This window comes from Leucobacter albus (assembly GCF_039528015.1).
GTDB lineage: Bacteria > Actinomycetota > Actinomycetes > Actinomycetales > Microbacteriaceae > Leucobacter > Leucobacter albus.
This window is the reverse complement of sequence record NZ_BAAAKZ010000003.1, coordinates 842,203-866,506: the sequence shown is the minus strand read 5'-3', so window position 1 is coordinate 866,506 and position 24,304 is coordinate 842,203. Positions and strand designations below refer to the sequence as shown.

Sequence of the window (24,304 nt, the reverse complement as noted above, 5' to 3'; positions counted from 1 at the left end):
CGAGTGCGGCGCGAGGGCGCAGCACTCCGTGTCGCAGCGTTGCTGCACGCCCAGCCGCAGCGTATACAGTGCCGGTATGGCTTTCCTCACGCTCACCGATCGGCTCCCAGTCTGGCTGCGCCGCGTGATCGCTGCGCCCGGGGCGGTGAGCTTTTCTCGGCTAGCCGGCGGGGAACACCGTGAGCTGCTCACCGCGATCGCTGACGCGAGCAGCGATGCCCTCGGGCTCACGCCGACGCCCCAGCAGCTCACGGCGGCGGCAGCGCTGCTGGCTGGGCACGGCGTCGAGATGGATACCGGCGAGGGCAAGACCCTCGTGGGAGCGATGGCCGCAGCCGGGCTCGCGCTCCTCGGCCGACGTGCCCACGTGCTATCGGTGAACGACTATCTCGCACGGCGCGACGCGGCGTGGATGGGGCCGCTGTTCGACGCGCTCGGTGTCTCCGTCGCCGCGATCGGCCAGGGCACGGCCCACGTGGATCGACGCGAGGCGTACTGCGCCGACGTGCTCTACGCCCCGGTGAGCGAGGTGGGATACGACGTGCTCCGCAACGGGATCGCCTGGGCAGCGTCCGAGCGCCTCGACATCGACTTCGACGCGGTGATCGTCGACGAGGCCGACGCCGTGATGATCGACGAGGCGGTGTCGCCGCTCGTGCTCGCGGGCGAGACCGAGCGCACCGGCCAAGACTTCGGTGAAGAAGTCGCGATTGTGATGGCGCTCACCCCCGGGGTGGACTACGAGTGTGACGAGCACCGATCCACCGCCTTTCTCACCGACCGGGGCCTCGAAGCAGTCGAACGCTCGCTCGGCGGCGAAGACCTGTACGGGAGCTCTGACGGCGCGCGGCTCTCGCGCATCAACGTCGCGCTCATGGCCGTCGCGATCGCCGAGCGCGACGTTGACTACGTGGTGATGGATCGCGCGGTCAAGCTCGTGAGTGCAAGCAGGGGGCGGATCGCCCGAATGCAGCGCTGGCCCGACGGCTTGCACGCCGCGGTCGAAGCGAAGGAGGGTCTCGCCGCGTCGCGCCCCGGAACGATCCTCGACAGCTTGACCGTGCAGGAGCTACTGGGTCGGTATGCGCATCGCTCTGGCATGAGCGGCACGCTGGTTGCCGTGGCGCGCGAACTCGAGGAGTTCTACGGGATTCGAACGGGCCGGGTGGAGCGATCCGCGGCGAACGCGCGCGTGGATCACCCGCCGGTCGGCCTGCTCACTCGCGCAGAAAAACTCAGCGCCATCGTGGGTGAGGTCGGTGCGTGCCATTCGACGGGCCGGCCGGTGCTTGTCGGTACGCAGTCCGTTGACGAGTCGGAGGAGATCGCCTCGCTGCTTGCGGCGGCTGGCGTCAGCGCGCGGGTACTCAACGCCCGAAACGACGAAGCCGAGGCGGAGGTGATTTCTCGGGCCGGAGAACCGGGCGCGGTCACAATCTCGACCCAAATCTCTGGGCGCGGCACCGACATTCGGCTGGGTGGGGCGGCGGAGGAGCACCGGCGTGAAGTGGTCGCAGCCGGCGGGCTGAGCGTGCTTGCCAGCGGGATGTACCCGTCGCGCCGGCTCGACGCCCAGCTGCGGGGCAGGGCCGGCCGGCAGGGAGACCCGGGTTCGACACGGGTGTTTCTGTCGATGGACGATGATCTGGTCGCCGAGAATGCGCCGGGGTACCTGCGGCAGAGGTTCGCGCGATCCGGAAGCAGGCTCGGCAGCGGTGCGCTCGGCACCGCCCCGCTCGGCTCCGACGCGCTCGCGAAGATCGCGGCGACCTCGCAGGAGATCGCTGAGGCGATTCGCCTCGATCAGCATCGGGCGACCTGGGAATACAGTCTCGCGATCTCGCGGCAGCGTCGCACGGTACTCGAATACCGGGAAGAGATTCTTCTGAGCGGCGCAGGCGCAACCGGTGCCCGCGCCGCCGCTGCAGCAGTCGGGCGGCACGACGCCGACTTGCTCGCCGGTCTCGTGCGCGGATCGGGCGAGGCGGCGGCGCAGGCGGCCTGCCGCGACGTGACGCTGTGGCAACTCGACGAGCTCTGGAGCGAGCACCTCGAGCTGCTGAGCGAGCTCCGCGACGGCATTCACCTGCGGGTGCTCGGCGGCGAGCACCCGACCGATGCATTCCACCTGCAGGCGCTCAAAGAATTCGACGGCTTCTTCGCCACCCTCGACGAGCGGGTTGTGAGTGAGCTTCGCTTGCTCGACCCCGACGATCTTGGCGCTTCGGTAGCTGCGGCCGTGCGGCGACCGTCATCGACGTGGACGTACATGCTCATCGACAATCCGCTCGGGTCCAAGAGCGATCGGGCCGTGCGGGGGATGCAGCGGCTGCTGAAGATCAAACCATAGTAATTGCTAGCTATAGGTAGCAACTCTGGGGTATTTTGGTATCTATAGATAGCAACTACTAGGAGGCGTGATGGTCACCCGGTCATCGCTGTCGCGCGACAGGCAACTTGCCCAGTTCGGCGAGCACATTCGTGCGTGGCGGCAATTGCAGGGGCTCAGTGCCTCGGAGCTTGCGCGTCGGGCCAATGTCACGCGGGCGACCCTTCGCTCCGTGGAAGACGGCGTGGGGTCGCCGCGCTTTGACTCTGTCATGGCCGTGGTCGCAGCCCTCGGTTTCGCTGAGCATCTCGTCGCCTCCGCCGACCCACTGGGCACTGATGCCGGGCGGGCGCTCGCCTACCGAATGGCCAGTGGATCGTCATGATCGCCCTGCAGAACGACCTCGAGGTGGGGGTGGTGCTCGGCGACAACACGGTGGTCGCAGGGCGTCTGAGTGCGAGCTTCTACGGGGGACGTTCGCTCGGGGGCACGCGCTTTGCGTACGACCGCGATTATTTGCTGAACCCGGGGGCCTATGCCCTGGATCCGAAGCTCCCGCTCCGCGCTGGAACGTTTCAGTCCGGGGAAGACCGAAAGATTTTTGGTGCGTTCGAAGATCTCATGCCTGACGACTGGGGGCGACGGCTAATCCAAGCCGATTTGGCGCGCGAGGCAGGAACTCGAGCTCCAATCGGGGAGTTTGATTACCTCGCGCTGGCGAGCGATGCGACGCGACTGGGATCGGTGAGGTTTCGCACCATACCTGCCGGCCCGTGGCTTGGGGTAGCGAAACTCACTGAGCGCGGAATATCTGACATTGACGAGATCGCTGCGGCTGCTGCGCGTTTCGAACAGCACCAGGCGACAGATCGAGATTTGGAGCTCCTCGGCGCTCCCGGATCCTCGATCGGGGGCGCACGACCAAAGGTGTCAGTTTCCCTCGGGGGCCGACTTCGCATCATCAAGCTCCCGTCGGAGCGTGATTTCGGGATCGATGCGGAGGCTTGGGAGTACGTCGCAATGCGGCTCGCCTCGTTCGCTGGGATCAACGTGCAGCGCGGGAAGCTCGTCCGTGTCGGTGAGCAAAAGTCGAGTCTGGTTCTCGACCGGTTTGATCGCGGGTCTGAGGGTCAGCGACTTGGGTACATTTCCGCGCGCACTGCGATGGAACTTGGCGAGCAAGATCACGGCAGCGTGACCTATGAGCACCTTGCCGACACCGTGGGGGTGCTGGTCCCGGGTCGCCGGGAGCAGGGGGCGGACTTGTTCAAACGGGTCGCGCTCACCGTGCTGATCAACAACGTCGATGATCATTGGAAAAATCACGGGTTCCTGCGCGACTCGGTCGGCTGGGGATTGAGCCCAGCGTTTGATATCAACCCTTCACCTTCGCGCGGGGTCGTGTATTCGCGCCCGATCACGGCGGGTGACGATCCGCGCGCCCGCGATATTCGCAACCTGTTCAACAGCGCGGCAGCGTACGGGCTGCGGGCCGACGAAGGCGCCGGGCTCATCGGGCAGGTCGTTGCCGCGGTGAAGCAGTGGCCGGTCGTCGCCACCGACACGGGGATCAGCGTTGCTGAAATCGCGCGCATGTCGGTCGCGTTCGACGAGGATCAACTGGGTCATGCGGCCCGGATCGCAGGCAAAACGGGGCTCAACCGGGCAATTGTCGATCTCGGCGGCGCCCGACCTTCACATCTGGAGTCGGGGCGAGTGTCAGGCCCGGAGCGTGACAGCTCTGGCGCCCCCGACTCTCTGGGATCTCACGCTGCGCCGACCGTCTGGGTGCGCCCCCATGCCCGTGGAGGGAAGCGGGTGGAGGGGTTCCGGCGGAAGAAGCGCTGAGTGCCACGAAGGCACCGGCTAGGCGCCTGTCCGTAATCCCGGACGCGACTTAACAAATGATCAGGATATGCTTGAGCTCGCAGCTTATTGTGAGATGAGAAGGTCCGGGGGACACGCTCATCGCTGAGTTTTGGGTTGCGATGACCGCAGGCTGTCGGTTCGCCAGGCCTTCACTCATCATCAGCGCGGATGGCGGCAGCGATGCCAGCCTGACGCGTTCACCACGCATGTTCTCGTCATCACAAAGGAGGCGCTTTGAGTGCCACGCTGAACCGTCGACTCGGAGTCACCGGGATCGTCTTCATGGTCATTGCGGCGGCTGCGCCGATCACGGTCGTCGCAGCCAACTTCCCGCTCATCATCTCCGTTTCGGGCTCCGTCGGCGCGCCGACGATGATCCTCGTCGCGACGGCGATCCTGCTGCTGTTCTCGGTCGGATACGCCTGGATGACGCCGCGCGTGCCTGATGCGGGCGCCTTCTACTCCTACGTGCACCGTGGGCTCGGCCGCCGCGCTGGCCTCGGCACCGCCTCGATCGCGATGCTCTCGTACGTGCTGCTCACTGTCTCGATGACCTGCTACCTCGGCGTGCAGACGGTGAATCTGCTCGATCGCTCGGTTGGCTTCGCGCCGCCGTGGTGGATCGTCTCAGCAGTGATGCTCGTCATCGTCGGCCTGCTCGGCTACCGCGACATTGAGCTTTCGGCAAAGGTGCTCGGCGTCGTGCTCGTGCTCGAAGTGATCGCGGTGCTCGCGATCGACCTCGGCGTGCTGTTCTCAGGTAGCGAGCTCTCGGTGACGCCGCTTATTCCCTCGGAAGCACTCGTCGGCGCACCGGGCCTGGGGCTGCTCTTCGCGTTCCTTGGATTCTTTGGCTTTGAAGCGACCGCCGTGTTCCGCAACGAGGCGAAAGACCCAAACCGCACGATCCCACGAGCGACGTACATCGCCGTGTTCTCGGTCGGTGCACTTTACTTCTTCTCCGCGTGGCTCGTCATCGCTGGGCTCGGGGTTGACAACGCGGTCGCCGCGTCGACCGCAGCGCCCGACCAGGTCGTGATCGATCTTGCGGGGGCCGTCGTCGCGCCGATCGTCGCGGACATCGTGCAGGTGCTCGTCGTGACGAGCATGTTCGCGTGCATGCTCTCGTTCCACAACATCGTCACCCGCTACCTGTTCACCCTCGGCCAGCGCGGCGTGCTCCCCGCAAACCTCGCGACCGTGCACGAGAAGCATCGCGCGCCGTCGCGGGCATCGCTCTGGGTGAGCATCATCACCTCGGTCGTTGTCGTCGTCTCCGCCCTCGCCCAGCTCGACCCTGTGACCCAGATCTACACCTGGTACTCGGGCGCTGGTGCCGTAGGCGTGATCTGGATGATGACGCTCACGAGCGTCGCCGTGATCGCCTTTGGTCGCGCCCACCGCGGCACAGACGCCCCGTCCACCTGGGTCACGGTCTCGGCCGTGCTCGGCGGCATCGGCCTGCTGCTCGTGCTCGGGATCTCGGTGTGGAACCTGCCGTTCCTCGTCGGCGGGATTGTGCCGGCGTTCATCTGGGGCGGGATTCTCGTGCTCGCTTTCGTTGCGGGCCTGTTCTTGCCGAACCGACCGGGCACGCTCACGACCGAGGTCGATGCGATCGCCAGCGAAACCGCCGATTCCAGCGAAACCGCCGACGCACACTAGCCGCGAGCGCTAGCGGCGCGAACCGTCGTGCTCGAGCTCGGGGCAACTGAGCTCGAGCGCGGCGGTATGCAGCAGGGTGCTGAGCGCCCACTCGCCGCTCATCGACGCGTTGTCGCCGACGAGGTGAAGGGCGAGCCCGTCCTCAAGCGCGAGCAGCGTTCCCGCGACATCTGCGGCAGGCCGGGAGAGCGTGAACAACTGTTCGCGCACCCCATCCTCGATGATCCCGAGATACAGTGCGTGCTCGCTGTGCCACAGCCCGCTCATCGCCTCGGCGTGTGCGCTGTTGCGGCGGGCGAGTCCGTGCAGCTCGAACAGCGGGGCTACGAGGGCCGGATCAACGGCGGGCGGCAGCCCCGCCCTCGCGCAGGCGCGAAGCTTCTCGATGGGCCCAGACGCCGCGCGGGCGGCGCCCTCGCGATAGGCGAAGTAGTCGAGCACGAGTTCCCTGTGCACGCTCGCGATCAGCGTCGCCTGATCGGGGTAGTGATACGAAACCAGCGGGGGTGAGACGCCGGCCGCCGCGGCGAGCCTGCGGACACGCAAGCCCTCGACCCCAAACTCTGAGATCACCTCTCGGGCCGCAGCGAGCAGCCGCTCGCGACCCAACCCAGATCGTTTCCCAGCAGCCGGGAAGCTCGCGTCAGAATCCATGAGCCTCCAAGCTCTGTGCAACCGTCTTTTTCCACCCCAGCTTACGACCCGCACGCGCGGCCCCTGAAAGGAACACCATGAGCATCATGCAGATCACCGACCTTCGCGGAGCCGCGGACGCGGCCGCGTTCGCGATTCCCCGAGCCGCGGCCAGCGTCGCGAGCGCGAGCAAGGCCGTCGCCGAGATCATTGCCGACGTGCGTGCGCGCGGCACCGCAGCCGTACTCGACCTCACCGAGCGCTTCGACGGCGTGCGCACGGCGGCGCTGCGGGTGCCAGCCGAGGAGCTTGAGCGGGCCTGGGCCGAGGCGCCCGTGTCGCTGCGCGACGCGATCGAACTGTCTATCGCGCGTGTCACCGCCGGACACCGCGCGCAGTTGCCTGTCGCCGTAGCGACCGAGCTGGCTGCCGGCGCGGTGATCCGCCAAGAGTACCTTCCGGTGCAGCGCGTCGGCCTGTACGCGCCGGGCGGCCTCGCGGCCTACGCGTCGAGCGTGGTGATGAACGTCGTGCCGGCGCAGGTCGCAGGCGTCGAATCGATCGCGGTGGTCTCGCCGCCGAGCCGCGAGACCGGGCTCCCGGCGAACTCGGTACTCGCGGCCTGTGCCGCGCTCGGCGTGACCGAGGTGTACGCGATGGGCGGGGCGCAGGCGATCGCGGCGCTCGCGTACGGGCTTCCCGAGAGCGCCGATGGTGCCGCGCTCTCGCCCGTCGATGTCATCACCGGGCCGGGGAACGTCTTCGTAGCCGCAGCGAAGAACCTTGTACGCGGCGACGTCGGCATCGATGCGGTGGCAGGTCCCACCGAGATCATGGTGATCGCTGACGAGAGTGCGAACCCGGCGCACGTCGCGGCCGACCTGCTGAGCCAGGCCGAGCACGACCCGAACGCCGCGAGCGTGCTGCTTGCGACCTCGGAACGGCTTGCGGCGGCCGTGCAGCAGGAGCTGAGCGCCCGCGTTCTCGCCACCCAGAACTCGGAGCGAGCGCGCGCCGCCCTCAGCGCCGACCACTCGCAGATCGTGCTCGTCGACGATCTCGACACCGCGCTGCGCATCTCCGACCGGTACGGGGCCGAGCACCTGGAAATCATGACGGCGAACCCGCGCGAGGTAGCGTCGCGCGTGCGAAACGCTGGGGCTGTGTTTGTTGGCGCGTGGTCGCCGGTGTCGCTGGGGGACTACTGCGCCGGATCAAACCACGTGCTGCCCACCTCGGGCACCTCGCGCTTTGCCTCGGGGCTGAACACTCTGACGTTCCTGCGCCCCGTGCAGTTCATCGACTACTCGGAGGCGGCGCTGCGGGAGGTGTCGCCCCACGCGATCGCACTTGCGGGTGCCGAGGGGCTGCCCGCCCACGGGGACGCGATCGCGGCTCGGTTCGCGTAGCGATCGCGAGCGGGCCGGCGCGGCCACGTGCCGGCCCTGCTGCGGCCACGTGCCGGCCCTGCGCAATCCTCACGGAGCCAAGTAATCCATTCAGCCCCTGGTTGTGCGGATATTTGGCTCTCACTGGAGAACAAGGCTCATAACGGTTTGGTGCTGTCGAGTTTGACAGCGCGGCGCAGCGGCGTATGCTGAGTTAAAGTCACAATGACTTTAAGTCGCCGAGCGGTGCGGATTAAGTTCCCGAGGGATGCAAATCAGCCCCGAGCGGCCCAACCCCACAGCAGAAATCGGAGCGAGGATGCACTACCAGCGTGCAAGTGTCGCCGAGCGGCGCTACCTGCCACCCGCCGTCGCGGTCTCTGTCGTCGCATTTGCGCTGCGGCCCCCGTTTGATGCTGAACGCGGTGGCGTCGAGCGAGCCGAGCTCCGGGCCAATCCGAGCTCCGATCGCGAATCAGCTGAATCTGCCGTGCCAACGATCTGGCTGCCGCTTGTGCGCCGCACCCGGGCGCCGTTCCTTGGTGACTGGGCCCTGCCGGGTGGTCCGACCGAGTGGGACGAGACCCTCGCCGACACTGCGCTGCGCACGCTCCGGGCCGCGGCTGAGCGCGACCCGGGATACCTTGAACAGCTGTATTCCTTCGGCGGGGTCGAGCGGTCTGCGGAAGCGCAACGCCTCGTCACGATCGCCTACTGGGCGATGTACGGTGAGCATGAAATCGACGGCCCGCCTCACACCGCCACACCGATGCCTGCCGAACCAGCGCCCGATGATGCCAGTACGCCCACCACCACTGTGGCGCCAGGCAGGCCCCGCCGCTGGGACGATCCGCTCCCACCGCTCGCCGCACGCGAACGCGGCGACGCGGCCGCCGGTCAGACCGAGGCCGCGCTCGAGCAGCCTGCTGGCGAGAACGTCGCCTGGTTCTCGATCGACGCCCTCCCGCCGCTCGCGTTCGACCACGCAGAGATCATCGCCCACGCGGTTGCGCGGCTCCGCGCAAAGACCGAGTACGCCGCCGTCGCCCACCGCTTCCTCGGCCCCGAGTTCACGCTCGGGCAGCTCCGAGCGGTCACCGAGGCGGTGCTTGGCCAGCGCGTCGACCCCGCGAACTTCCGCCGCCAGGCCCTCGCCCGCGGCGGCCTCGTCGACACCGGCAGGCTCGAGCAGGGCGGGGCGCACCGCCCGGCGCGGCTCTACCGGCTGAGCGACACCGGCGCGCAGACACCGCAGCCGCCGCAGTAGCCCAAGCGCTGAACCGCGCGCCCCCAGACACCCCCTACTTCACATACCCACTTCACGAAACACAGAGGACGAACTCATGAGCAGCGTGCACGAACTCATCAGGGGCGCGGCCGCCCGCGAGACCGCGGCGGGCGACACGGCTGGCGGATCCGCCCGCGCGAATCGCACCGGCCCGGCGGGGCGACCGGCGACCGCGCCGCACCGCCGCCCGATCGCGCTGCGCGCCACGGGCGTGACGAGCTGCGACACCGAGCTCGCCGACGACCCGTGGGCGATCGACACGAAGCCCGGCTACGGCCCGGGCGCATCGGTCGGCGACGTGATTCCGGGGTCGGCGCCGCGACAGGGCCCGCTGCCCGCGCGCTACACGAACGCGAGCGACGAAGAACTCGACGAGTGGATCACCGCGGCGAAGACCGAGCTCGGCGAGCGCGTGCGCATCCTCGGGCACTTCTACCAGCGCGACGAGATCGTGAAGTACGCGGACTTCGTCGGTGACTCCTTCATGCTTGCGCAGGCCGCGAAGCAGCACCCTGAGGCAGAGTCGTTCGTCTTCTGCGGCGTGCACTTTATGGCGGAGACCGCCGACATTCTTTCGGGCCCCGAGCAGTCGGTGATCCTCCCGAATCTCGCCGCGGGCTGCTCCATGGCTGACATGGCGACGATCGAGCAGGTCGAGACCTGCTGGCAGGAGCTCACCGCGGCGCTCGGCCCGGCCGTCGAGGGTGAACTGCAGCCGGTGATCCCGGTCACCTACATGAACTCGTCTGCGGCGATCAAGGCGTTCTGCGGACGCAACGGCGGCATCGTCTGCACCTCCTCGAACGCCCGCACCGTGCTCGAGTGGGCGTTCGAGCGCGGCCAGCGCGTCGTGTTCTTCCCCGACCAGCACCTCGGCCGCAACACCGCGAAGGCGATGGGCATCACCGAAGACGTCATGCCGCTCTGGCGGCCGCACCTGCCGCTCGGCGGCAACACCGTCGAGCAGCTGCACGACTCGAAGGTGATCCTCTGGAACGGGTTCTGCTCGGTGCACAAGCGCTTCACGGTCGCGCAGATAGAGCAGGCGCGCGCCGACTACCCGGGCGTCAAGGTCATCGTGCACCCGGAGTGCCCGGCGCCCGTCGTCGAGGCGGCAGACGGTGCGGGGTCGACCGAGTATATTCGCAAGGAGATCGAGGCCGCGGCGCCCGGCACCGTCATCGCGGTCGGCACCGAGATCAACCTCGTGAACCGGCTGCAGCAGCAGCGCCCGGATCTCACGATCTTCTGCCTCGACCCCGTGGTGTGCCCGTGCTCGACGATGTATCGGATCCACCCCGCGTACCTCGCCTGGACCCTCGAGTCGCTGCTCGTCGGCCAGGTGCCGAACCAGATCAGCGTTGACGCGAACGTCGCAGACGACTCGCGCATCGCGCTCGAGCGGATGCTTGCGGCGAAGCCGTGATCCTCGTCATCGGGGCGGGCGTCGCGGGCCTGTCGTGCGCGCTCGCGGCGGTCGCTGCGGGGGCTGAGGTCGAGCTCGTGACACCCGGCAGGCTGCGGGGTGCGGCCGACGCCCTCGCCGGCGGCAATACCGCGATGGCGCAGGGCGGTGTTGCCGCCGCAGTTGGTGCGGGAGACACCGTCGACGCGCACCTCGCCGATACCCTCGCCGCGGGTGCGGGGCTCGTAAGCGAGGCAGCCGCGCGCGTGCTCGTGACCGACGGCGCGCGCAGCGTGCGCGGGTTGCTTGACGCCGGGCTCCCGGCGGATCGTGGCCCAGACGGCGAGCCGCTCCTCGGCCTCGAGGGCGCGCACGGCCGCCCGCGCATCTTGCACTCGGGCGGCGACCGCACGGGCGCAGCGCTGCACGTCTTCCTCACCGAGCGGGTGCTCGCGGCGGTCGCCGCCGGCGCGATCGTGCTGACGGAGTCGACGCGGGTTGAGTCGCTGCTTGTCGGCTCGGGGGCAGTGATCGGCGCCGCGCTCCGCTCCGGCAGTGGGATGCTCGAGCATCGCTCCGCCGACGCGGTCGTGCTCGCCACGGGCGGCTACGCTGGGATGTTTCCGCGCAACACGAACCACGTGGGGGCGCAGGGCGAGGGGATCCTCGTCGCCGCCCGCGCGGGCGCGATGGTCGCAGACCTCGAATTTGTGCAGTTCCACCCGACGGCGCTGGCGACGGGCGAGCTCGTCTCCGAGGCCGTGCGCGGCGCGGGTGCCGTGCTGCGTGACGCCGCCGGCCGGAGCATCATGGATGGCCGCCACCCGCTCGGCGACCTCGCGCCGCGCGACGTCGTCGCCCGCGAGCTACACCGGGTGCTGAGCGATGGCGCCGACGCCGTCTTTCTCGACGCCACCGGCATCGAACGCGAACGCGGCGCGGGCGCGCTCGGCCGCATGTTCCCCGGCATCTCCGCGGCCGTGGCGGCTGCGGGCCTCGACTGGGTGCGCGATCCGATTCCGGTGACGCCGGCCGCGCACTACACGATGGGCGGCGTCGCGAGCGATCTCGACGGACGCAGCACGTTGCCGGGCCTGTTCGTCGCCGGCGAGGTCGCGTCGACCGGCGTGCACGGAGCCAACCGGCTCGCCTCGAACTCGCTGCTCGAAGGGCTCGTGTTCGGGGAGCGCGCGGGCGTGGCGGCCACCGAGTTCGTTGCCGCCGGTGCGTCTCGGTGGGGGATCGGTGCCACGCTCGCCGAGCTGGCGCAGGGCGCTGAAACGCTCACGCCGCTGGCGGCGCGCGCCCCCGACGACAACGCGGTCGCACGTGCATCGGCCATCGGCGCCGATGAAGACGCCGCCGACGAAGGCGCCGCCGACGAAGACGCCTCCGTCGGCGAGGCCATCACCGCGCACCTCGGCATCGAGCGCGACGCCGCTGGCCTCGCCGCCGCGGCGGCCGTGTTTGACCAAGCCTCGGGCCCCCGAGCAGAGCTCGCCGCGCTGGTTTGTGCGTCGGCGCTCGCGCGCGAGGAGTCGCGCGGGGCGCACCAGCGCGCCGACTTCCCATCACCTGACCCGGCGCAGGCGCGGCGGCTCGGGTTCGTGGCGAGCCGCGTTGCCTCGCGACGCGCGCCCCAGCACACGCCACCCGACCCCGGCGCGCACCGCGGCGCACACCGTGGCGCGCACCGCGCCGACCCGCACGACGCGTCTCGCGACGCCTCCCGCGACGCCCCGCCAACCAACGCCGACACGCTCACGAAGGAGCCCGCAGCATGCTGACCCCGCAGATCATCACAGACGTCGTCGCCCGCGCTCTCGCCGAGGATGCGCCGTGGGGTGACCTCACCGTCACGCTCGCGATTCCCGAAGACGCAACTGTGTCGACCCGCGTCGTCGCGCGTGAGTCCGGTGTGTTTGCGGGCGGGCCGCTTATCGCCGAAACGTTCCGTCAGGTCGACCAGCGGATCGACGTCACGGAGCTTGCGCCAGAGGGAACCGCGTTCATCGCCGGCGACGTGCTCGCCCGCGTCGCGGGCCCGGCCCGCGGCGTGCTCACGGGGGAGCGCGTCGCGCTGAACTTCAGCCAGCGGATGAGTGGCATTGCGACGCTCACGTCGACGTTCGTCGCGCTCGTCGCGCACACGGGGGCCCGCATCGCCGACACCCGCAAGACCACCCCCGGGCTGCGCCCGCTTGAGAAGCACGCGGTCGCCGCTGGTGGTGGATCAAATCACCGCTTCGGTCTCTCCGACGCCATCATGGTGAAGGACAATCACCTCGCGGCGCTTGGCGCGGTCGATGCCGCGACGACGACCGCGGCGCTCGCGACCCTCAGGGAGCGCGCGGGCCACACGACCTCGATTGTCGTGGAGGTGGATCGCCTCGACCAGATCGAGCCCGTGCTCGCTGCGAACCCCACCGGGGTGCTACTCGATAACTTCACGCTCGATGAGCTGCGCGCGGGCGTCGAGATCATCGGCGACCGCGCGATCGCCGAGGCGAGCGGAGGCGTGAACCTCGACACCGTCGCGGGCATTGCCGAGACCGGCGTCGACGTGATCTCCGTCGGCCTGCTCACGCACGGTGCACGGGCGCTTGACCTCGGGCTCGACGCGGAATGAGCGGAGCAAGCTCGCCTGACGCCGCTTACCTCGACGTCGGCTACCTCGACGCCGCGGCAACCGCGCCGCTGCGGCCCGAGGCGCTGCGGGCGATGCTCGACGTCTGGGAGTCTGGCCAGGCGAACGCCTCGAGCGTGCACTCGCCGGGGTTTCGGGCGCGTGAACTCGTCGAGGGCGCACGCACACGCATCGCCCGGGCGCTTGGCGCTATGCCAGGCGAGGTGATCTTCACCTCGGGCGGCACCGAGGCCAACTCCCTCGCGATCGTCGGGCTCGCGCTCGCGCGCCCGCGCGGCAGACACATCGTGACGACGGCGATCGAACACTCCTCGGTGCTCGAATCGTGCCGCTACCTCGAGCGGGTGTTCGGCTTCGAACTCACCGTGCTTCCGGTTGACGCAGACGGGCTCGTCGATCAGGCGGCAGCCGCCCAGGCATTGCGGCCAGACACGACGCTCGTCTCGGTCGGGCTCGCGAACGGCGAGATCGGCACGGTCCAGTCACTTGGGGAGCTTGCGGACAGCGCCCGCGAGCTCGGGGTGACCGTGCACTCGGATGCGGTGCAGGCGGCGGCCTCGCTCCCCGTGTCGTTCGGCTCGAGCACGGCACCCAGCGCTGCGCCTGGTGCGCCCGCGGGCGTGGCTCCCGACCCCTCGGCCTGGCCAGGCCGCTCCGTCGACGCCATCACCGTTGCGTCACACAAGTTCGGCGGCCCGCAGGGCGTCGGGGCGCTCATTGTGCGCGGCCACCTGCAGCTCGAGTCGATCATTCACGGCGGCGGTCAGGAACGCGGGGCGCGATCCGGCACCGAAAACGTCGCGGGCATCGCGGGCTTCGCCGCCGCGGTGGCGGTCGCGACGGGGCAGATCGGATCCGCCGCGCTCGCGCTCATGGACAGCCGAGACGAGCTCATCGCGCGCGTGCTCGCCGAGGTGCCGGGCGCCGCGCTCACCGGCCACCCGAGCGAGCGGCTGCCCGGCCACGCCTCGTTCACGATCTCAGGCGTGAGCGGGGAGTCGCTGCTCGTCGCGCTCGACACGGCAGGCGTCGCGGTCTCGTCAGGGTCGGCGTGCGCCGCGGGCAAGTCGGAGCCGTCGCCGGTGCTGCTCGCACTCGGCCTGAGGGACGAGCTCGCGCAGACTGCGGTGCGGTTCAGCCTCGCCGATCCGCTCGCGCCCGAGACCCTCGACCGCATCATTCGAGTGCTCCGCTCCGAGGTGCTGCGGGGGTAATCATCAGTCTGGGCAGGTCGTGGAAGATTCCCCCGCCAAGACTCACAACAACCTTTAGGTTGTCGTCTTTAGTATTGCTGCATGGCAACGCTCACAGAACTCCTCGACGCAGCGGGCCCACACCCTGCTTCCCAGCGGGCAGAGTTCCTTGCTGCGCGGGACTTGCAGTTTCGCAAGCAGCTCGTGAGCTGGCGAATTGCGCGAGGCATTTCGCAGCAGGAACTGGGGGAGAGGATGGGCATCTCCCAACAGGCCGTCAACAAGTTTGAGCGTTACGACTCCGATCCAAAGCTCTCGTCGGTACGGCGCTATGCGAATGCGCTCGGGCTGCTGATTCAATACGAGATTATTGACGATAACCATCAGGGAGCGCAGGCGCCCGAGGATAACTCGGTAGCGCGGGGCACCGAGTCTGAACCCGTCGCTACGCATCGTGTGTAGGTGCGCTTCACCCCGGGGCCACGCCTCAGCGCCCCGGCCCGCGCTGAACTGGCCGGCGCTGAACCGACTCACGCTGAGCGGACTCCCGCCGACCCAGCCGCCGCGGCGGCGCAAGCTGACCCGCAAGCATCGCGGCGAGCGCGACTGCGAAGCCCGCGATCTGGATCGGTTCGAGCGCCTCTCCCGCCACGAGCACCCCGAGCGCGGCCGCGACAAGTGGCGACAGTAGCCCGAGCAGCGCCGTCGATGTGACGGGGAGCTGGCGAATGCCCGAGAACCAGATCGTGTAGCTCGCGAGCGCGCCGAAGAGCGCGAGCCAGGCGTAGCCGGCTAAGGCCTTCCCGTCGATGCCCTGCGGGATGCCGTCAATGAGCAGCGTCGGCACGAGCAGTACGAGCCCGGCCGCGGTGAGCTGCCAGCCCGCGAGCGCCATCGCAGAGACGCCGGCGGGCCTGCCCCAACGCTTGGTGAGTACGACGCCGAACGCCATCGATACCGCTCCGGCGAGACCGGCGAGGATGCCGACGGGAGAGAACCCCGCGCCGGGGCCGAGCACGACGAGCCCGACGCTAACGACGCCGACGATGCCCCACGCGAGCCGCCAGCCCGAGAGCTTCTCACCGAGGATAGCGACCGCGAGAAACGCGACAACGATGGGTTGGCCTGCCCCGAGGGTCGCCGCGACGCCACCAGGGAGGTGCTGTGCAGAGAGAAAGAGCAGCGGGAAGAAAGCCGCCATGTTCAGGGTGCCGAGCACGAGGCTCTTCCACCACCACGACCCGCGCGGCAGCGTGCGCGTGATGAGCAGCGCGATGATACCTGCGGGGAGCGATCGCATGAGCGCCGCGAACAGCGGATGCCCTTCGGGGAGCAGGTGCGTGGTGACGAGGTACGTGGTGCCCCAGATCGCGGGGGCGAGCGCCGTGAGCGCGATCAGGCCGAGGCGGCGAGGTGCCGGCGTGCTTGGCGCGTTCGCCGTGCCGGGGCGGTGCTGCGCGCCGTGGTGGATCGATGAGCCGGCAGATGCGGCCGGTGGGAGAGTTGGTGCTGTGTTCACTCGTTCATCGTCGCGTGACCTGTGACATGAGTCCAACGCATAGTTGTCATTGTTTCAATGAACTGAAATCATGAATGCATGGAGCTGCAGCAGATGCGATACGTCGTGGCGGTCGCCGAGGAGCGGAACTTCACCCGGGCGGCCGAGCGCTGCCGGGTCGTGCAGTCGGCGCTCAGTCACCAGATCAAAGCGCTCGAGCGCGAGCTCGGTGTTGAGCTCTTCGCCCGCACGAGCAGGCGCGTCGAGCTGACGGCAGCGGGCGAGGCGTTCCTGCCGCACGCCCGCGCGAGCTTGGAGTCGGCCGAGCGCGCCCACGCCGACGCCGCGGCCGCCGAGGGGGAGGTGCGAGGCTCCTTGACGATCGGCCTCATTCCGACGGTGACGGCCGTCGACGCCCCGGCAGCCCTCGCCGCGTTTCACCGCGCCCATCCGGCGGTGAAGATCGGGCTGCGCGGCGGCGGCAGCAACGAGTTCATCTCAGAGATCCTCGCCGGTCACATGGACGTCGCGGTGCTCGGGCTGCCTGAACATGTTGCGCCCGAGGGTGTTGCGAGCCGCGAGCTCGTGCGCGAGAAGTTCGTCGCCGTGGTGGCTGAGTCGCACCCGCTCGCGGGCCGCCGCGGCCTGAGCCTGCGCGACATCGCCGACGAGGCCTTCGTCGACTTTCCGGTGAGCACTCCGGGGCGCGCGCAGTCAGACCTCGCCTTCGCAGCAGCCGGAGTGCAGCGCGAGGTCGCGTTCGAAGTGATGGATCTCGGCATCGTGCTCGAACTCGTTCGCCACGGGCTCGTCATCGCGCTCTTGTCACCCGCGCTCGTCGCCGGTGTGCCGGGGCTTGCAACGGTCGATCTCGTCGACGGCCCCGGCCGGGTCGAATATCTCGCGTGGAGCGCGTTCAATCCGTCGCCCGCGGCCCTCGCGTTTCTCGCGTACCTCAATACCGCAAGCCCCCAGCGGCGGAGTGGCGGGGTGGTCGCGCCCTAAGCGCTCCGCCCCGCACGCCCCGATCGCCCTACACCGGAAGTTCCGCGAGCTGGCGCATGCGGCCCGCCTCGTCGAGCTCGATGATCGTGTCGATGCCGATCCGCCCGAGAAACTGGAAATCGTGGCTCACGACGACGAGTGCCCCGCGGTAGGCGTCGAGCGCCTCGGCGAGCTGCTCCACGCTCGCGATGTCGAGGTTGTTCGTTGGCTCGTCAAGCACGAGCAGCTGCGAGGGCGGGTCCGCGAGCAGGAGTTTCGCGAGCGACACCCTGAAACGTTCACCGCCTGAGAGGGTGCGCACCGGGCGATCCACGCTGTCGCCGCGCAGCAGCAGCCTCGCGAGCTGGTTGCGGATTGTGCCCGAGGGCGTGCCGGGCGCGACCGCCTGCACGTTCGCCATCGCGCTTGCGCTGTCGTCGAGCCCGTCGAGGCGCTGCGGGAGAAATCCCACGTGCTCAGTTGCGAGGCGGGCGATCGGGCGACCGGGATCCGCCACGGCCCCTGACACGAGCTGCGCGATGAGCGTCGACTTCCCGCTGCCGTTCGCCCCGATGATCGCCACCCGCTCGGGGCCCTGCACGATGATCGTGCGGCCCTCGTCCTCGAACTCGGCGATGCGCCGACCGCGCGGCACCCCGGGGTCGGGGAGCGTGAGATGGATGTGCTCCTCCACGCGCACCCTGGCGTCGGCGGCGTCGAGCGCTGATTGAGCCGCTTGCACTTTGTCGTCGAGGGTGTTGCGCATCGACCCTGCCGATTCCTGCGCACTGCTCGCGCGGCGGCCGGCGAGGATCTTCGGGATGCCGCCGTCTTTCTGCGTCTTCTTCGCGGTGCGCTCGCGGCGCGCGAGCTTCGTTTCGGCCTCGACGCGCTGCCGCTTCTCGGCTTTGAGCGTCTGCTGGGCGGTTCGGGCTTGCTGCAGCGCGGCTTCTTGCTCTTGCTCCTGGTGCGCCCGCCACTCGCTGTAGGGCCCGCCGAAGGTGGTGAGGTTGCCTGCGTGCAGCTCGGTCGTGTGCTCCATGCGCTCAAGGAGTTCGAGGTCGTGGCTCACGACGACGAGCGTGCCGGGCCACTCGTCGATGAACTCGGCGAGCCGCGCGCGCGTCTGCCGGTCGAGGTTGTTCGTCGGCTCGTCGAGCAGGGTGATCGCGGTGCGGCGGATCCGCAAGCCCGTGATCGCGATGAGCATCGCCTCCCCGCCAGACACCTCGGCGACGCGGCGATCGAGATCTGCCGCGGCGAAGCCGATGCGGCCGAGCGCCTCGTCGGCGCGCGACTCAATATCCCAGTCGTCGCCGATCGTGTCGAAGTGCGCTTCTGCGACGTCGCCGGATTCGACGGCGCGGATAGCGGTGAGCGTTGCGCTGATGCCGAGGAGGTCTGCGACCGTCGAGTCTCCCGACAGCGTGAGCGATTGGGCAAGGTACCCGACGTCGCCCGCGGTGTCGATGTGCCCGGAGGTGGGGGTGAGCTCGCCCGCGATGAGGCGGAGTAGCGTCGACTTCCCGGCGCCGTTTCGGCCGACGAGCCCGGTGCGGCCTGGCAGGAACGACCCGTTCACGCGATTCAGCGCGATCGTGCCGTCGGGCCACTCGAACGTGAGCTCGCGCAGCGAGATCGCCGACTTCTGGCCGGCCTTCGTGTTGGATGAGTGCAACATGGTGAGGGCATCCCTCTTTCCTCGGCGACGGGTGTGGGTCGCCGGAATGGTGTTCAAACAGTGTGCCTGTGAGTCGTCGAACGCCGGTCACGACCAACGTGTGACAGCTGGTGTGATGCTCAGAACGGCAGATCTGCGTCGGGTGAGCTGCGGGGCAGATCATCGCGGGAAGCAGATGTGCGCGGGCCAGATCAGAACGGCGCAAATCAGCGCGGTGTGGATCAGTGCCGTATGGATCGGCGAGGTGTGGATCGGCGTCGACGGTTCACGTCGAATCGCACCGGGGCGGTCAGCGTGCGGGGTGTGCCCGGCCTAGCTGGCGGCGGCGGTAGCGCGGAGGCTAAAAGCCATCCACCTCAATCATCTCCATGCGCAAGAGAATAACACAGGAATGTTTGGGTTCAGTCGGCGAGCCCGCGCGAGAGGCGCGCAAACACTTCCTGCGCGAGCCTGGCCGGCGTGCCGCCTGACCCGTCGGGGTCGGCGTCGCCCGCGGCCCAGTGCTCGAGCCCGAGGCGGATCGCGTCTGAGGCGACGGTCGCGAGGAGCCGCACCTCGAACGGGTCAGCATCTGGCCCGCAGATCTCGGTGAGGATGGGCCGAAGCCTTGCCTCGGAGTCGAAGTTCACGCGGTGCCAGGCGGCGCGCAGCAGCGGGGTTTCGGCGACGGTGCGAAGCACGCCGCGGGTGACGCGCAGCTCTTCGCGATCCGCCGCTGTCTTGGGCACGAGCACCTCGTCGATGAGGCGCGGGAAGAGCTCGAGTGGATCCTTCTCGGCAGCGCTCGTGAGCAGGTCGACCCAGTTGTCGGCGCCTGAGGTGAGCAGCGGCGTGATCGCCTCTTCTTTCGCGCCGAAGTAGCGGTAGAAGGTGCGCAGCGAGATGCCCGCGGCCTCGGCGATCTCCTCGGCGGTGACATTCTCTGGGCCCTGCTCGGCGAACAGGTGCGCGGCCGCGCGGGCAATCTCGAGCCGCGTGCGCTCGCGGCGTCGCTCGGCGAGCGTGCGTGCGGGGGCCGCGCCGTCGGCTCCGAGGGAATACTCCGAGGGTTCCATGGTTATAGTGTATGTCACAACGTGCCAAACTGGCACGACGTGCCACACTTCGTGCAGGGGTGTGGCTTGAGCGAAAGGACACACCATGAATCGCTACGAAGGTCGCCGCGCACTCGTTACCGGGGGTGGCTCCGGAATCGGGCAGGCCACCGTGCTGCGCATGCTCTCGGAGGGCGGCCGCGTGGTCGCCGCCGACATGAGCGAGGCAGGGCTCGCCGACACGGTCACCAAGGCTGGCGACGCCGCCGACCGGCTTCACACCGTGGTGCTCAACGTTGCAGACGAGGCGTCGGTCCAGGCAGGGGTTGCGAGCGCCGTTGAGTGGCTCGGCGGGCTCGACGCACTCGTGAACGCGGCGGGCATTCTCCGCTCCTCGCACACGCAGGAGACGACGGTCGACTCGTTCGAGCAGGTGCTGCGCGTGAACCTCGTCGGCGCGTTCGTAGTGATCCGCGAGTCGATCGCAGCGCTCAAGGAGGGCAACGGGGCTGCGGTCGTGAACTTCAGCTCGACATCGGCTGACTTCGCGCACCCCTACATGGCGGCCTACGCCGCATCAAAGGGCGGCGTGCAGTCGATGACGCACGCGCTCGCTTCGGAGTACTCGAAGAGCGGGATTCGTTTCACCGCGGTGCAGCCCGGCTCGATCTCGTCGGGCATGACCGATGGTTCTGGCCAGAGCGGTCAGAACCGCGGCCCCGGCCTGCCGGAGGACGCGGACATGTCGCTGTTCATGAAGATGAGCCCCGTGCTCGGTTCGGGCTACGCCGGCCCCGAGTCGGTGGCGAGCGTCGTCGCGATGCTCGCGAGCGACGACGGCAAATTCATCACCGGCACCGAGGTGCGCATCGACGGCGGCACCCACTTCTAAGCGGTTGCGGCACAGGGCGGTGCGGGCGGGGGAGTGATCCCACCGCCCGCACCGCCCCATCGCTTCCCGGGCTCAGTTACTCCGCGAGCTTCCCAACGGGGGAGTCATCGATCCGCTGCTCGGCGAGCTCGCGGAACGAATCAGGCGCGTTGGCTGCCGGTTCGAATGTGACGCCGAGGCCCGGCGACCAGACCATGTTGCCGCGGAACTCGTCGTTCTGCTCGGGGAAGTCGGAGCGGTTGTGCGCGCCGCGGGTCTCCTTGCGTGCGAGCGCGCTCTCGATCGTTGCGCGCGCGGCCAGCATCGAGCCGTACAGGTCGAAGGCGTGAGCGAGGTCGTCGAAGCCTGCGATGTCTGGGTGCGCGGTGAGGTTCTTCACGCGCGCCTCGAGCTCGTTGAGCTTCACGAGCCCGGCGGTGAGGCCCTCCTCGCTGCGCACGACACCAACGTGCTCGGTCATGATGTTGCGCAGCTGGCGCTGCAGCAGGCGCGGGCTCTCCTCGCCCGTTCCGGTGAGCAGCTGCTGCATCTCGCCGCGCGCCTCGGCGACGGCCGCGGGGTCGCGGTGCACCGAGGTGAGGCCGGTGATGTACTCGGCTGCGTCGCCGCCGGTCAAGCGCCCGTAGACGAGTAGCTCGATGAGCGAGTTGCCGCCGAGGCGGTTCGCGCCGTGCAGGCCGGAAGCGGCCTCGCCGATCGCGTAGAGCCCGTCGACGCCGGTCGCGTGCTCCTCCGCGCTCACCCAGACTCCACCCATCGAGTAGTGCGCGGTCGGCGCAATCTCGATGGGGTGCTGCGTGATGTCGAGCATCTGCAGGTCGATGAGGTTGCGGTACACGCGGGGGAGCTTCTCGAGAATGTGCTCGCGCGACAGGTGCGAGACGTCAAGGTAGACGCCACCGTTTGCGGTGCCGCGGCCCTCCGCGATCTCGGTGTAGCTTGCGAGCGCGACGCGGTCGCGGGTCGAGAGCTCCATGCGCTCGGGGTCGTACTTCTCCATGTAGCGCTCTCCGAGGGCGTTGCGCAGAATGCCGCCCTCGCCGCGTGCCGCCTCCGAGACGAGCAGGCCTGCCGCGTCAGCCGGTTCGAGGATGCCTGATGGGTGGAACTGCACGAGCTCTGCATCGCGGATCCGCGCGCCCGCGAGCGCCGCGAGCCGGAACGAGTCGCCAGTGTTCTCGTCGCGCCTGGATGAGGTGTTGCGCCAGATGCGCGTGTGGCCGCCAGCGGCGAGGATCACGGCGTCTGCGTGGATCACGACCGGGGTGCCGTCGACGATGTCGAAGCCGTACGCGCCGAAGACGCGCCCGTCGCCGACGAGCAGGCGGGTGATGTAGATCGAGTCGATGATCGGCACCTGCAGCTCCTGCGCGCGGCGAAGCAGTGTGCGCTGAATCTCGAGGCCCGTGTAGTCGCCGGCGTAGGCGGTGCGGCGGTAGAGGTGGGCGCCAAAGAAGCGCTGGCTGATGCGGCCGTCGGCCTCGCGCGCGAACGGCATGCCCCAGCGCTCGAGGTCTTCGATGCCGCGAGCTGCGTTCTTCGCGACGATCTCGACGATGTGCGGATCGGCGAGGAAGTAGGACTCCCGAAGCGTGTCTGCCGCATGCTGCTGCCAGCTGTCTTCGGGGTCCATGGTGCCGAGCGCCGCGTTGATGCCGCCGGCCGCGAGGGTGGTGTGCGCGTCGTGCTTGCGACGCTTGCCAACCGCGAGCACCTGCACGCCGCGTTCGGCGAGTTCGATCGAGGCGCGAAGGCCAGCGCCCCCCGTGCCGATCACGAGGGCTGAGGTGGATATGAGACGTTCGTGGGTGCCTGTTGCGGTCATGAGAGCTACGTTAGATAAAAGAGAATGATCCTTCCAATGAATAGTTATCATCGTCACGATGCAGTTAGGCTATGAACATGAACCTCGAACAGCTTCGCGGTTTCGCGGAAATCGCTCAGACCAGCCATTTCACCCGTGCCGCCGAACGGCTGCACGTCACCCAGCCATCGCTGAGCCGGCAGATCGCGGCCCTCGAATCAGACCTCGGCGTGGAGCTGTTTCACAGGGCGCGCGGCAACGTCACGCTCACGGCCGCAGGCGAGCGGCTGCTTCCGATTGCCAAGCGCATGCTCGCCGACGCGCACACCGCCGAGAGCATGATGGCCGAACTCGCGGGGCTGCAGACCGGCCGGGTGCGCATCGGCGCGACGCCGACGCTCTGCACGAGCCTCGTCGTCGAGGTCGTTTCTGAGTATCGGAAGCGATACCCCGGCGTCGATATCGAGATCCTCGAGCGGGGCTCAAAAAGCCTCATTGCGGCGCTCGTCGAGGGCCAGCTTGACCTCGCGCTCATCGTCACGAGCGTGCCATCGGAGGCTGATCGCGCGGTGCTCGAGCGCGAGCCGATCCTCTCCGAGCAGCTCGTCGTCGCGTCTGCAGCAGACAAGGCGTGGCCGAAGCGGCTGAAGACCCCGGTTGCCCTCGAAGCCCTCGCCGAGGAGCCGCAGATCATGTTCCCAGCGAACTACGACCTGCGCGCCGCGCTCGACGCTGAGTTTCGTGATCTCGGACTCACGCCCAAGGTCGCCGTCGAGGGCGTCGAGATGGATGCCGCGCTGCGGTTTGCCGAACGCGGCCTCGGGGTCGTCGTCGTGCCCGCCATGGTTGCCGTCGAGCGCCCGACGCTCAGGGTCGCCCCGATCGCGGCCCCCGGCATTGCCCGCACCGTGAGCATCGCGCGCAGGCACGACATGGCCCCCACCCACGCAGCCGAGGCGATGCGCTCACTCGTGCGCGAGGTCGCAGACCACTTCGCGTCTGACGATGACCGCCTCACGCGGCTCGTGCGCCGCGTGGGCGTGGTCGAGTAGCCGCCTACCGTGGTGCGCGGGCCAGGGGGGTCGACCCGGGCGCTCGACCCGGGCGCTCGACCGTGTCGGCATCGCAAACTACACTGGCGGCATGTGTGCAGGCTATGGACTGGCGCCCTCGGGGCCGAACTCGCGGCGAGACGAGCGGCCGGGGCTGCGCGGCCCGATCCCTCCCGGGGATACTCCGGCGGGCTTCGCGCTGATCGAACAGTGGATCGCCGACCGGGGCGGCAAAGCGAGCATCACGGGGCGCAACGCGCTGAATCTCAACCCGCTCATTCGCGAGATCGACGGTGAGCGCGAGTTCGAGCTCGGGTGGTGGTGGCTGCACGTCGGGGGAGCGCCCGCGAAGTACACGGCGTTTAACGCGCGGGCCGACCGGCTGCTGCAGAGCTGGAAGACGCCGTTTCAGCACCGCGCGATCCTGCCGGCTACCTGGTACGTCGAGAAGGGCGTGCGGTTCGAGCTGCCCGACGGCGAGGAGTTCGGCATGGCCGCGGTGACCGCTCCCGGCCTCATGCCCGACGGCACCGACGTGCGGAGCTACTCGCTCGTGACCCGCGACGCGCTCGGCACCGCCGCGACCGTGCACGACCGGATGCCGCTCGTGTTGCCCCGCGAGCTGCACGACGAGTGGCTCGCAGCTGACCGTGAGGGCGATGCGTCACTCGTTGCGCGTGCGCTTTCGGTCTCGGAAGAGATCTCGCACTTGCTGGCCGCTCAGGCCGCTGCGGATACCCCGGCATCCGCACCCGCCAAGCGACAGGCCAAAGCCTTTGCGCCCGCCGAGCCGCCCACGCTGTTCTAGGGTGCCCCTGCTGCTCAGGGAAGCGCAGCGCCTCGAGCAGGTCGCTGACAGTCGTTGAGGTTGCTCGGTTCCCTCGCACACCCGCAGTTTCCTCCGAAACTACCCAGTTACCTCCTGAAGTAACCGGGTGGTCT

At 68.8% G+C, this 24,304-nt stretch carries 20 protein-coding genes; 15 read left to right on the top strand and 5 right to left on the bottom strand.

Features of this window, described 5'->3' with window-relative positions; genetic code table 11:
- The first annotated feature begins 76 nt into the window (after positions 1-76).
- The 4 genes from ABD115_RS07615 (at position 77) to ABD115_RS07600 (ending at position 5,863) form a co-directional block, all read left to right on the top strand.
- A complete protein-coding gene (locus ABD115_RS07615) occupies positions 77-2,350 on the top strand; it encodes a preprotein translocase subunit SecA (protein ID WP_343959814.1) in 2,274 nt (757 codons plus the stop codon).
- A gap of 70 nt (positions 2,351-2,420) precedes the next feature.
- Positions 2,421-2,714: a helix-turn-helix domain-containing protein gene (locus ABD115_RS07610; protein WP_343959812.1), complete on the top strand. Its 294-nt coding sequence runs from the start codon at positions 2,421-2,423 to the stop codon at positions 2,712-2,714.
- A gap of 32 nt (positions 2,715-2,746) precedes the next feature.
- Entirely contained in the window at positions 2,747-4,177 is a 1,431-nt protein-coding gene (locus ABD115_RS07605; RefSeq protein WP_343959810.1) for a type II toxin-antitoxin system HipA family toxin, read from the top strand.
- A gap of 255 nt (positions 4,178-4,432) precedes the next feature.
- Positions 4,433-5,863, top strand: coding sequence for an APC family permease (locus ABD115_RS07600; RefSeq protein ID WP_343959808.1), 1,431 nt, complete (start codon positions 4,433-4,435; stop codon positions 5,861-5,863).
- A 9-nt stretch (positions 5,864-5,872) separates the two neighbouring features.
- Here the strand turns inward: ABD115_RS07600 and ABD115_RS07595 are convergent, their stop codons facing one another.
- Positions 5,873-6,517 carry a TetR/AcrR family transcriptional regulator gene (locus tag ABD115_RS07595; RefSeq protein WP_343959806.1) on the bottom strand — a complete coding sequence of 215 codons (645 nt, stop codon included), beginning with the start codon at positions 6,515-6,517 and terminating at the stop codon, positions 5,873-5,875.
- Positions 6,518-6,594: 77 nt separating this feature from the next.
- On the opposite strand from ABD115_RS07595, the gene hisD reads away from it, so the two are divergent.
- The 7 genes from hisD to ABD115_RS07560 all read left to right on the top strand — a co-directional run bounded on the left by hisD (position 6,595) and on the right by ABD115_RS07560 (position 14,879).
- Entirely contained in the window at positions 6,595-7,905 is a 1,311-nt protein-coding gene (gene hisD / locus ABD115_RS07590; protein WP_343959804.1) for a histidinol dehydrogenase, read from the top strand.
- A gap of 298 nt (positions 7,906-8,203) precedes the next feature.
- Entirely contained in the window at positions 8,204-9,151 is a 948-nt protein-coding gene (locus ABD115_RS07585) for an NUDIX hydrolase (RefSeq protein ID WP_343959802.1), read from the top strand.
- Between the two features lie 76 nt (positions 9,152-9,227).
- Complete coding sequence (gene nadA, locus ABD115_RS07580) at positions 9,228-10,598, top strand: quinolinate synthase NadA (protein WP_343959800.1); 1,371 nt, start codon at positions 9,228-9,230, stop codon at positions 10,596-10,598.
- A complete protein-coding gene (locus tag ABD115_RS07575) occupies positions 10,595-12,364 on the top strand; it encodes an L-aspartate oxidase (protein ID WP_343959798.1) in 1,770 nt (589 codons plus the stop codon). The genes nadA and ABD115_RS07575 overlap by 4 nt, the downstream gene beginning before the upstream one ends.
- Positions 12,358-13,206 (top strand): carboxylating nicotinate-nucleotide diphosphorylase, encoded by an 849-nt coding sequence (gene nadC / locus ABD115_RS07570; protein WP_343959796.1) that lies wholly within the window; start codon positions 12,358-12,360, stop codon positions 13,204-13,206. Before ABD115_RS07575 ends, nadC begins: the two co-directional genes overlap by 7 nt.
- Positions 13,203-14,438: a cysteine desulfurase family protein gene (locus tag ABD115_RS07565; RefSeq protein WP_343959794.1), complete on the top strand. Its 1,236-nt coding sequence runs from the start codon at positions 13,203-13,205 to the stop codon at positions 14,436-14,438. Before nadC ends, ABD115_RS07565 begins: the two co-directional genes overlap by 4 nt.
- A gap of 81 nt (positions 14,439-14,519) precedes the next feature.
- On the top strand, positions 14,520-14,879 hold the full coding sequence (locus ABD115_RS07560) for a helix-turn-helix domain-containing protein (RefSeq protein ID WP_343959792.1): 360 nt from the start codon (positions 14,520-14,522) through the stop codon (positions 14,877-14,879).
- A 25-nt stretch (positions 14,880-14,904) separates the two neighbouring features.
- On the opposite strand, the gene ABD115_RS07555 is transcribed toward ABD115_RS07560, so the two are convergent.
- Positions 14,905-15,936 carry an EamA family transporter gene (locus ABD115_RS07555; RefSeq protein ID WP_343959790.1) on the bottom strand — a complete coding sequence of 344 codons (1,032 nt, stop codon included), beginning with the start codon at positions 15,934-15,936 and terminating at the stop codon, positions 14,905-14,907.
- Positions 15,937-16,014: 78 nt separating this feature from the next.
- Between ABD115_RS07555 and ABD115_RS07550 the strand changes: the two genes are divergently transcribed.
- A complete protein-coding gene (locus ABD115_RS07550) occupies positions 16,015-16,920 on the top strand; it encodes a LysR family transcriptional regulator (protein WP_343959788.1) in 906 nt (301 codons plus the stop codon).
- Positions 16,921-16,948: 28 nt separating this feature from the next.
- Here the strand turns inward: ABD115_RS07550 and ABD115_RS07545 are convergent, their stop codons facing one another.
- Both ABD115_RS07545 and ABD115_RS07540 read right to left on the bottom strand, forming a co-directional pair.
- Complete coding sequence (locus ABD115_RS07545; protein WP_343959786.1) at positions 16,949-18,580, bottom strand: ABC-F family ATP-binding cassette domain-containing protein; 1,632 nt, start codon at positions 18,578-18,580, stop codon at positions 16,949-16,951.
- Positions 18,581-18,981: 401 nt separating this feature from the next.
- Positions 18,982-19,635 (bottom strand): TetR/AcrR family transcriptional regulator, encoded by a 654-nt coding sequence (locus ABD115_RS07540; protein ID WP_343959784.1) that lies wholly within the window; start codon positions 19,633-19,635, stop codon positions 18,982-18,984.
- Between the two features lie 85 nt (positions 19,636-19,720).
- Between ABD115_RS07540 and ABD115_RS07535 the strand changes: the two genes are divergently transcribed.
- The gene (locus ABD115_RS07535; protein WP_343959782.1) at positions 19,721-20,506 is read left to right on the top strand and encodes an SDR family NAD(P)-dependent oxidoreductase; all 786 of its coding nucleotides are present in this window, start codon (positions 19,721-19,723) and stop codon (positions 20,504-20,506) included.
- 76 nt (positions 20,507-20,582) lie between these two features.
- On the opposite strand, the gene ABD115_RS07530 is transcribed toward ABD115_RS07535, so the two are convergent.
- Complete coding sequence (locus tag ABD115_RS07530) at positions 20,583-22,331, bottom strand: FAD-binding protein (RefSeq protein WP_343959780.1); 1,749 nt, start codon at positions 22,329-22,331, stop codon at positions 20,583-20,585.
- Between the two features lie 77 nt (positions 22,332-22,408).
- Between ABD115_RS07530 and ABD115_RS07525 the strand changes: the two genes are divergently transcribed.
- Together ABD115_RS07525 and ABD115_RS07520 are read left to right on the top strand one after the other, a co-directional pair.
- Complete coding sequence (locus ABD115_RS07525) at positions 22,409-23,362, top strand: LysR family transcriptional regulator (protein WP_343959778.1); 954 nt, start codon at positions 22,409-22,411, stop codon at positions 23,360-23,362.
- A gap of 91 nt (positions 23,363-23,453) precedes the next feature.
- Complete coding sequence (locus ABD115_RS07520) at positions 23,454-24,170, top strand: SOS response-associated peptidase family protein (protein ID WP_343959776.1); 717 nt, start codon at positions 23,454-23,456, stop codon at positions 24,168-24,170.
- Positions 24,171-24,304: the final 134 nt, after the last annotated feature.

What these genes read in the sequence shown, in the direction of transcription:
- ABD115_RS07615 (WP_343959814.1), top strand. Translation starts at nt 77, where the DNA reads ATGGCTTTCCTCACGCTCACCGATCGGCTCCCAGTCTGGCTGCGCCGC.
- ABD115_RS07610 (WP_343959812.1), top strand. Translation starts at nt 2,421, where the DNA reads ATGGTCACCCGGTCATCGCTGTCGCGCGACAGGCAACTTGCCCAGTTC.
- ABD115_RS07595 (WP_343959806.1), bottom strand. Translation starts at nt 6,517, where the DNA reads ATGGATTCTGACGCGAGCTTCCCGGCTGCTGGGAAACGATCTGGGTTG.
- hisD (WP_343959804.1), top strand. Translation starts at nt 6,595, where the DNA reads ATGAGCATCATGCAGATCACCGACCTTCGCGGAGCCGCGGACGCGGCC.
- ABD115_RS07585 (WP_343959802.1), top strand. Translation starts at nt 8,204, where the DNA reads ATGCACTACCAGCGTGCAAGTGTCGCCGAGCGGCGCTACCTGCCACCC.
- nadA (WP_343959800.1), top strand. Translation starts at nt 9,228, where the DNA reads ATGAGCAGCGTGCACGAACTCATCAGGGGCGCGGCCGCCCGCGAGACC.
- nadC (WP_343959796.1), top strand. Translation starts at nt 12,358, where the DNA reads ATGCTGACCCCGCAGATCATCACAGACGTCGTCGCCCGCGCTCTCGCC.
- ABD115_RS07565 (WP_343959794.1), top strand. Translation starts at nt 13,203, where the DNA reads ATGAGCGGAGCAAGCTCGCCTGACGCCGCTTACCTCGACGTCGGCTAC.
- ABD115_RS07560 (WP_343959792.1), top strand. Translation starts at nt 14,520, where the DNA reads ATGGCAACGCTCACAGAACTCCTCGACGCAGCGGGCCCACACCCTGCT.
- ABD115_RS07550 (WP_343959788.1), top strand. Translation starts at nt 16,015, where the DNA reads ATGGAGCTGCAGCAGATGCGATACGTCGTGGCGGTCGCCGAGGAGCGG.
- ABD115_RS07545 (WP_343959786.1), bottom strand. Translation starts at nt 18,580, where the DNA reads ATGTTGCACTCATCCAACACGAAGGCCGGCCAGAAGTCGGCGATCTCG.
- ABD115_RS07540 (WP_343959784.1), bottom strand. Translation starts at nt 19,635, where the DNA reads ATGGAACCCTCGGAGTATTCCCTCGGAGCCGACGGCGCGGCCCCCGCA.
- ABD115_RS07535 (WP_343959782.1), top strand. Translation starts at nt 19,721, where the DNA reads ATGAATCGCTACGAAGGTCGCCGCGCACTCGTTACCGGGGGTGGCTCC.
- ABD115_RS07530 (WP_343959780.1), bottom strand. Translation starts at nt 22,331, where the DNA reads ATGACCGCAACAGGCACCCACGAACGTCTCATATCCACCTCAGCCCTC.
- ABD115_RS07525 (WP_343959778.1), top strand. Translation starts at nt 22,409, where the DNA reads ATGAACCTCGAACAGCTTCGCGGTTTCGCGGAAATCGCTCAGACCAGC.
- ABD115_RS07520 (WP_343959776.1), top strand. Translation starts at nt 23,454, where the DNA reads ATGTGTGCAGGCTATGGACTGGCGCCCTCGGGGCCGAACTCGCGGCGA.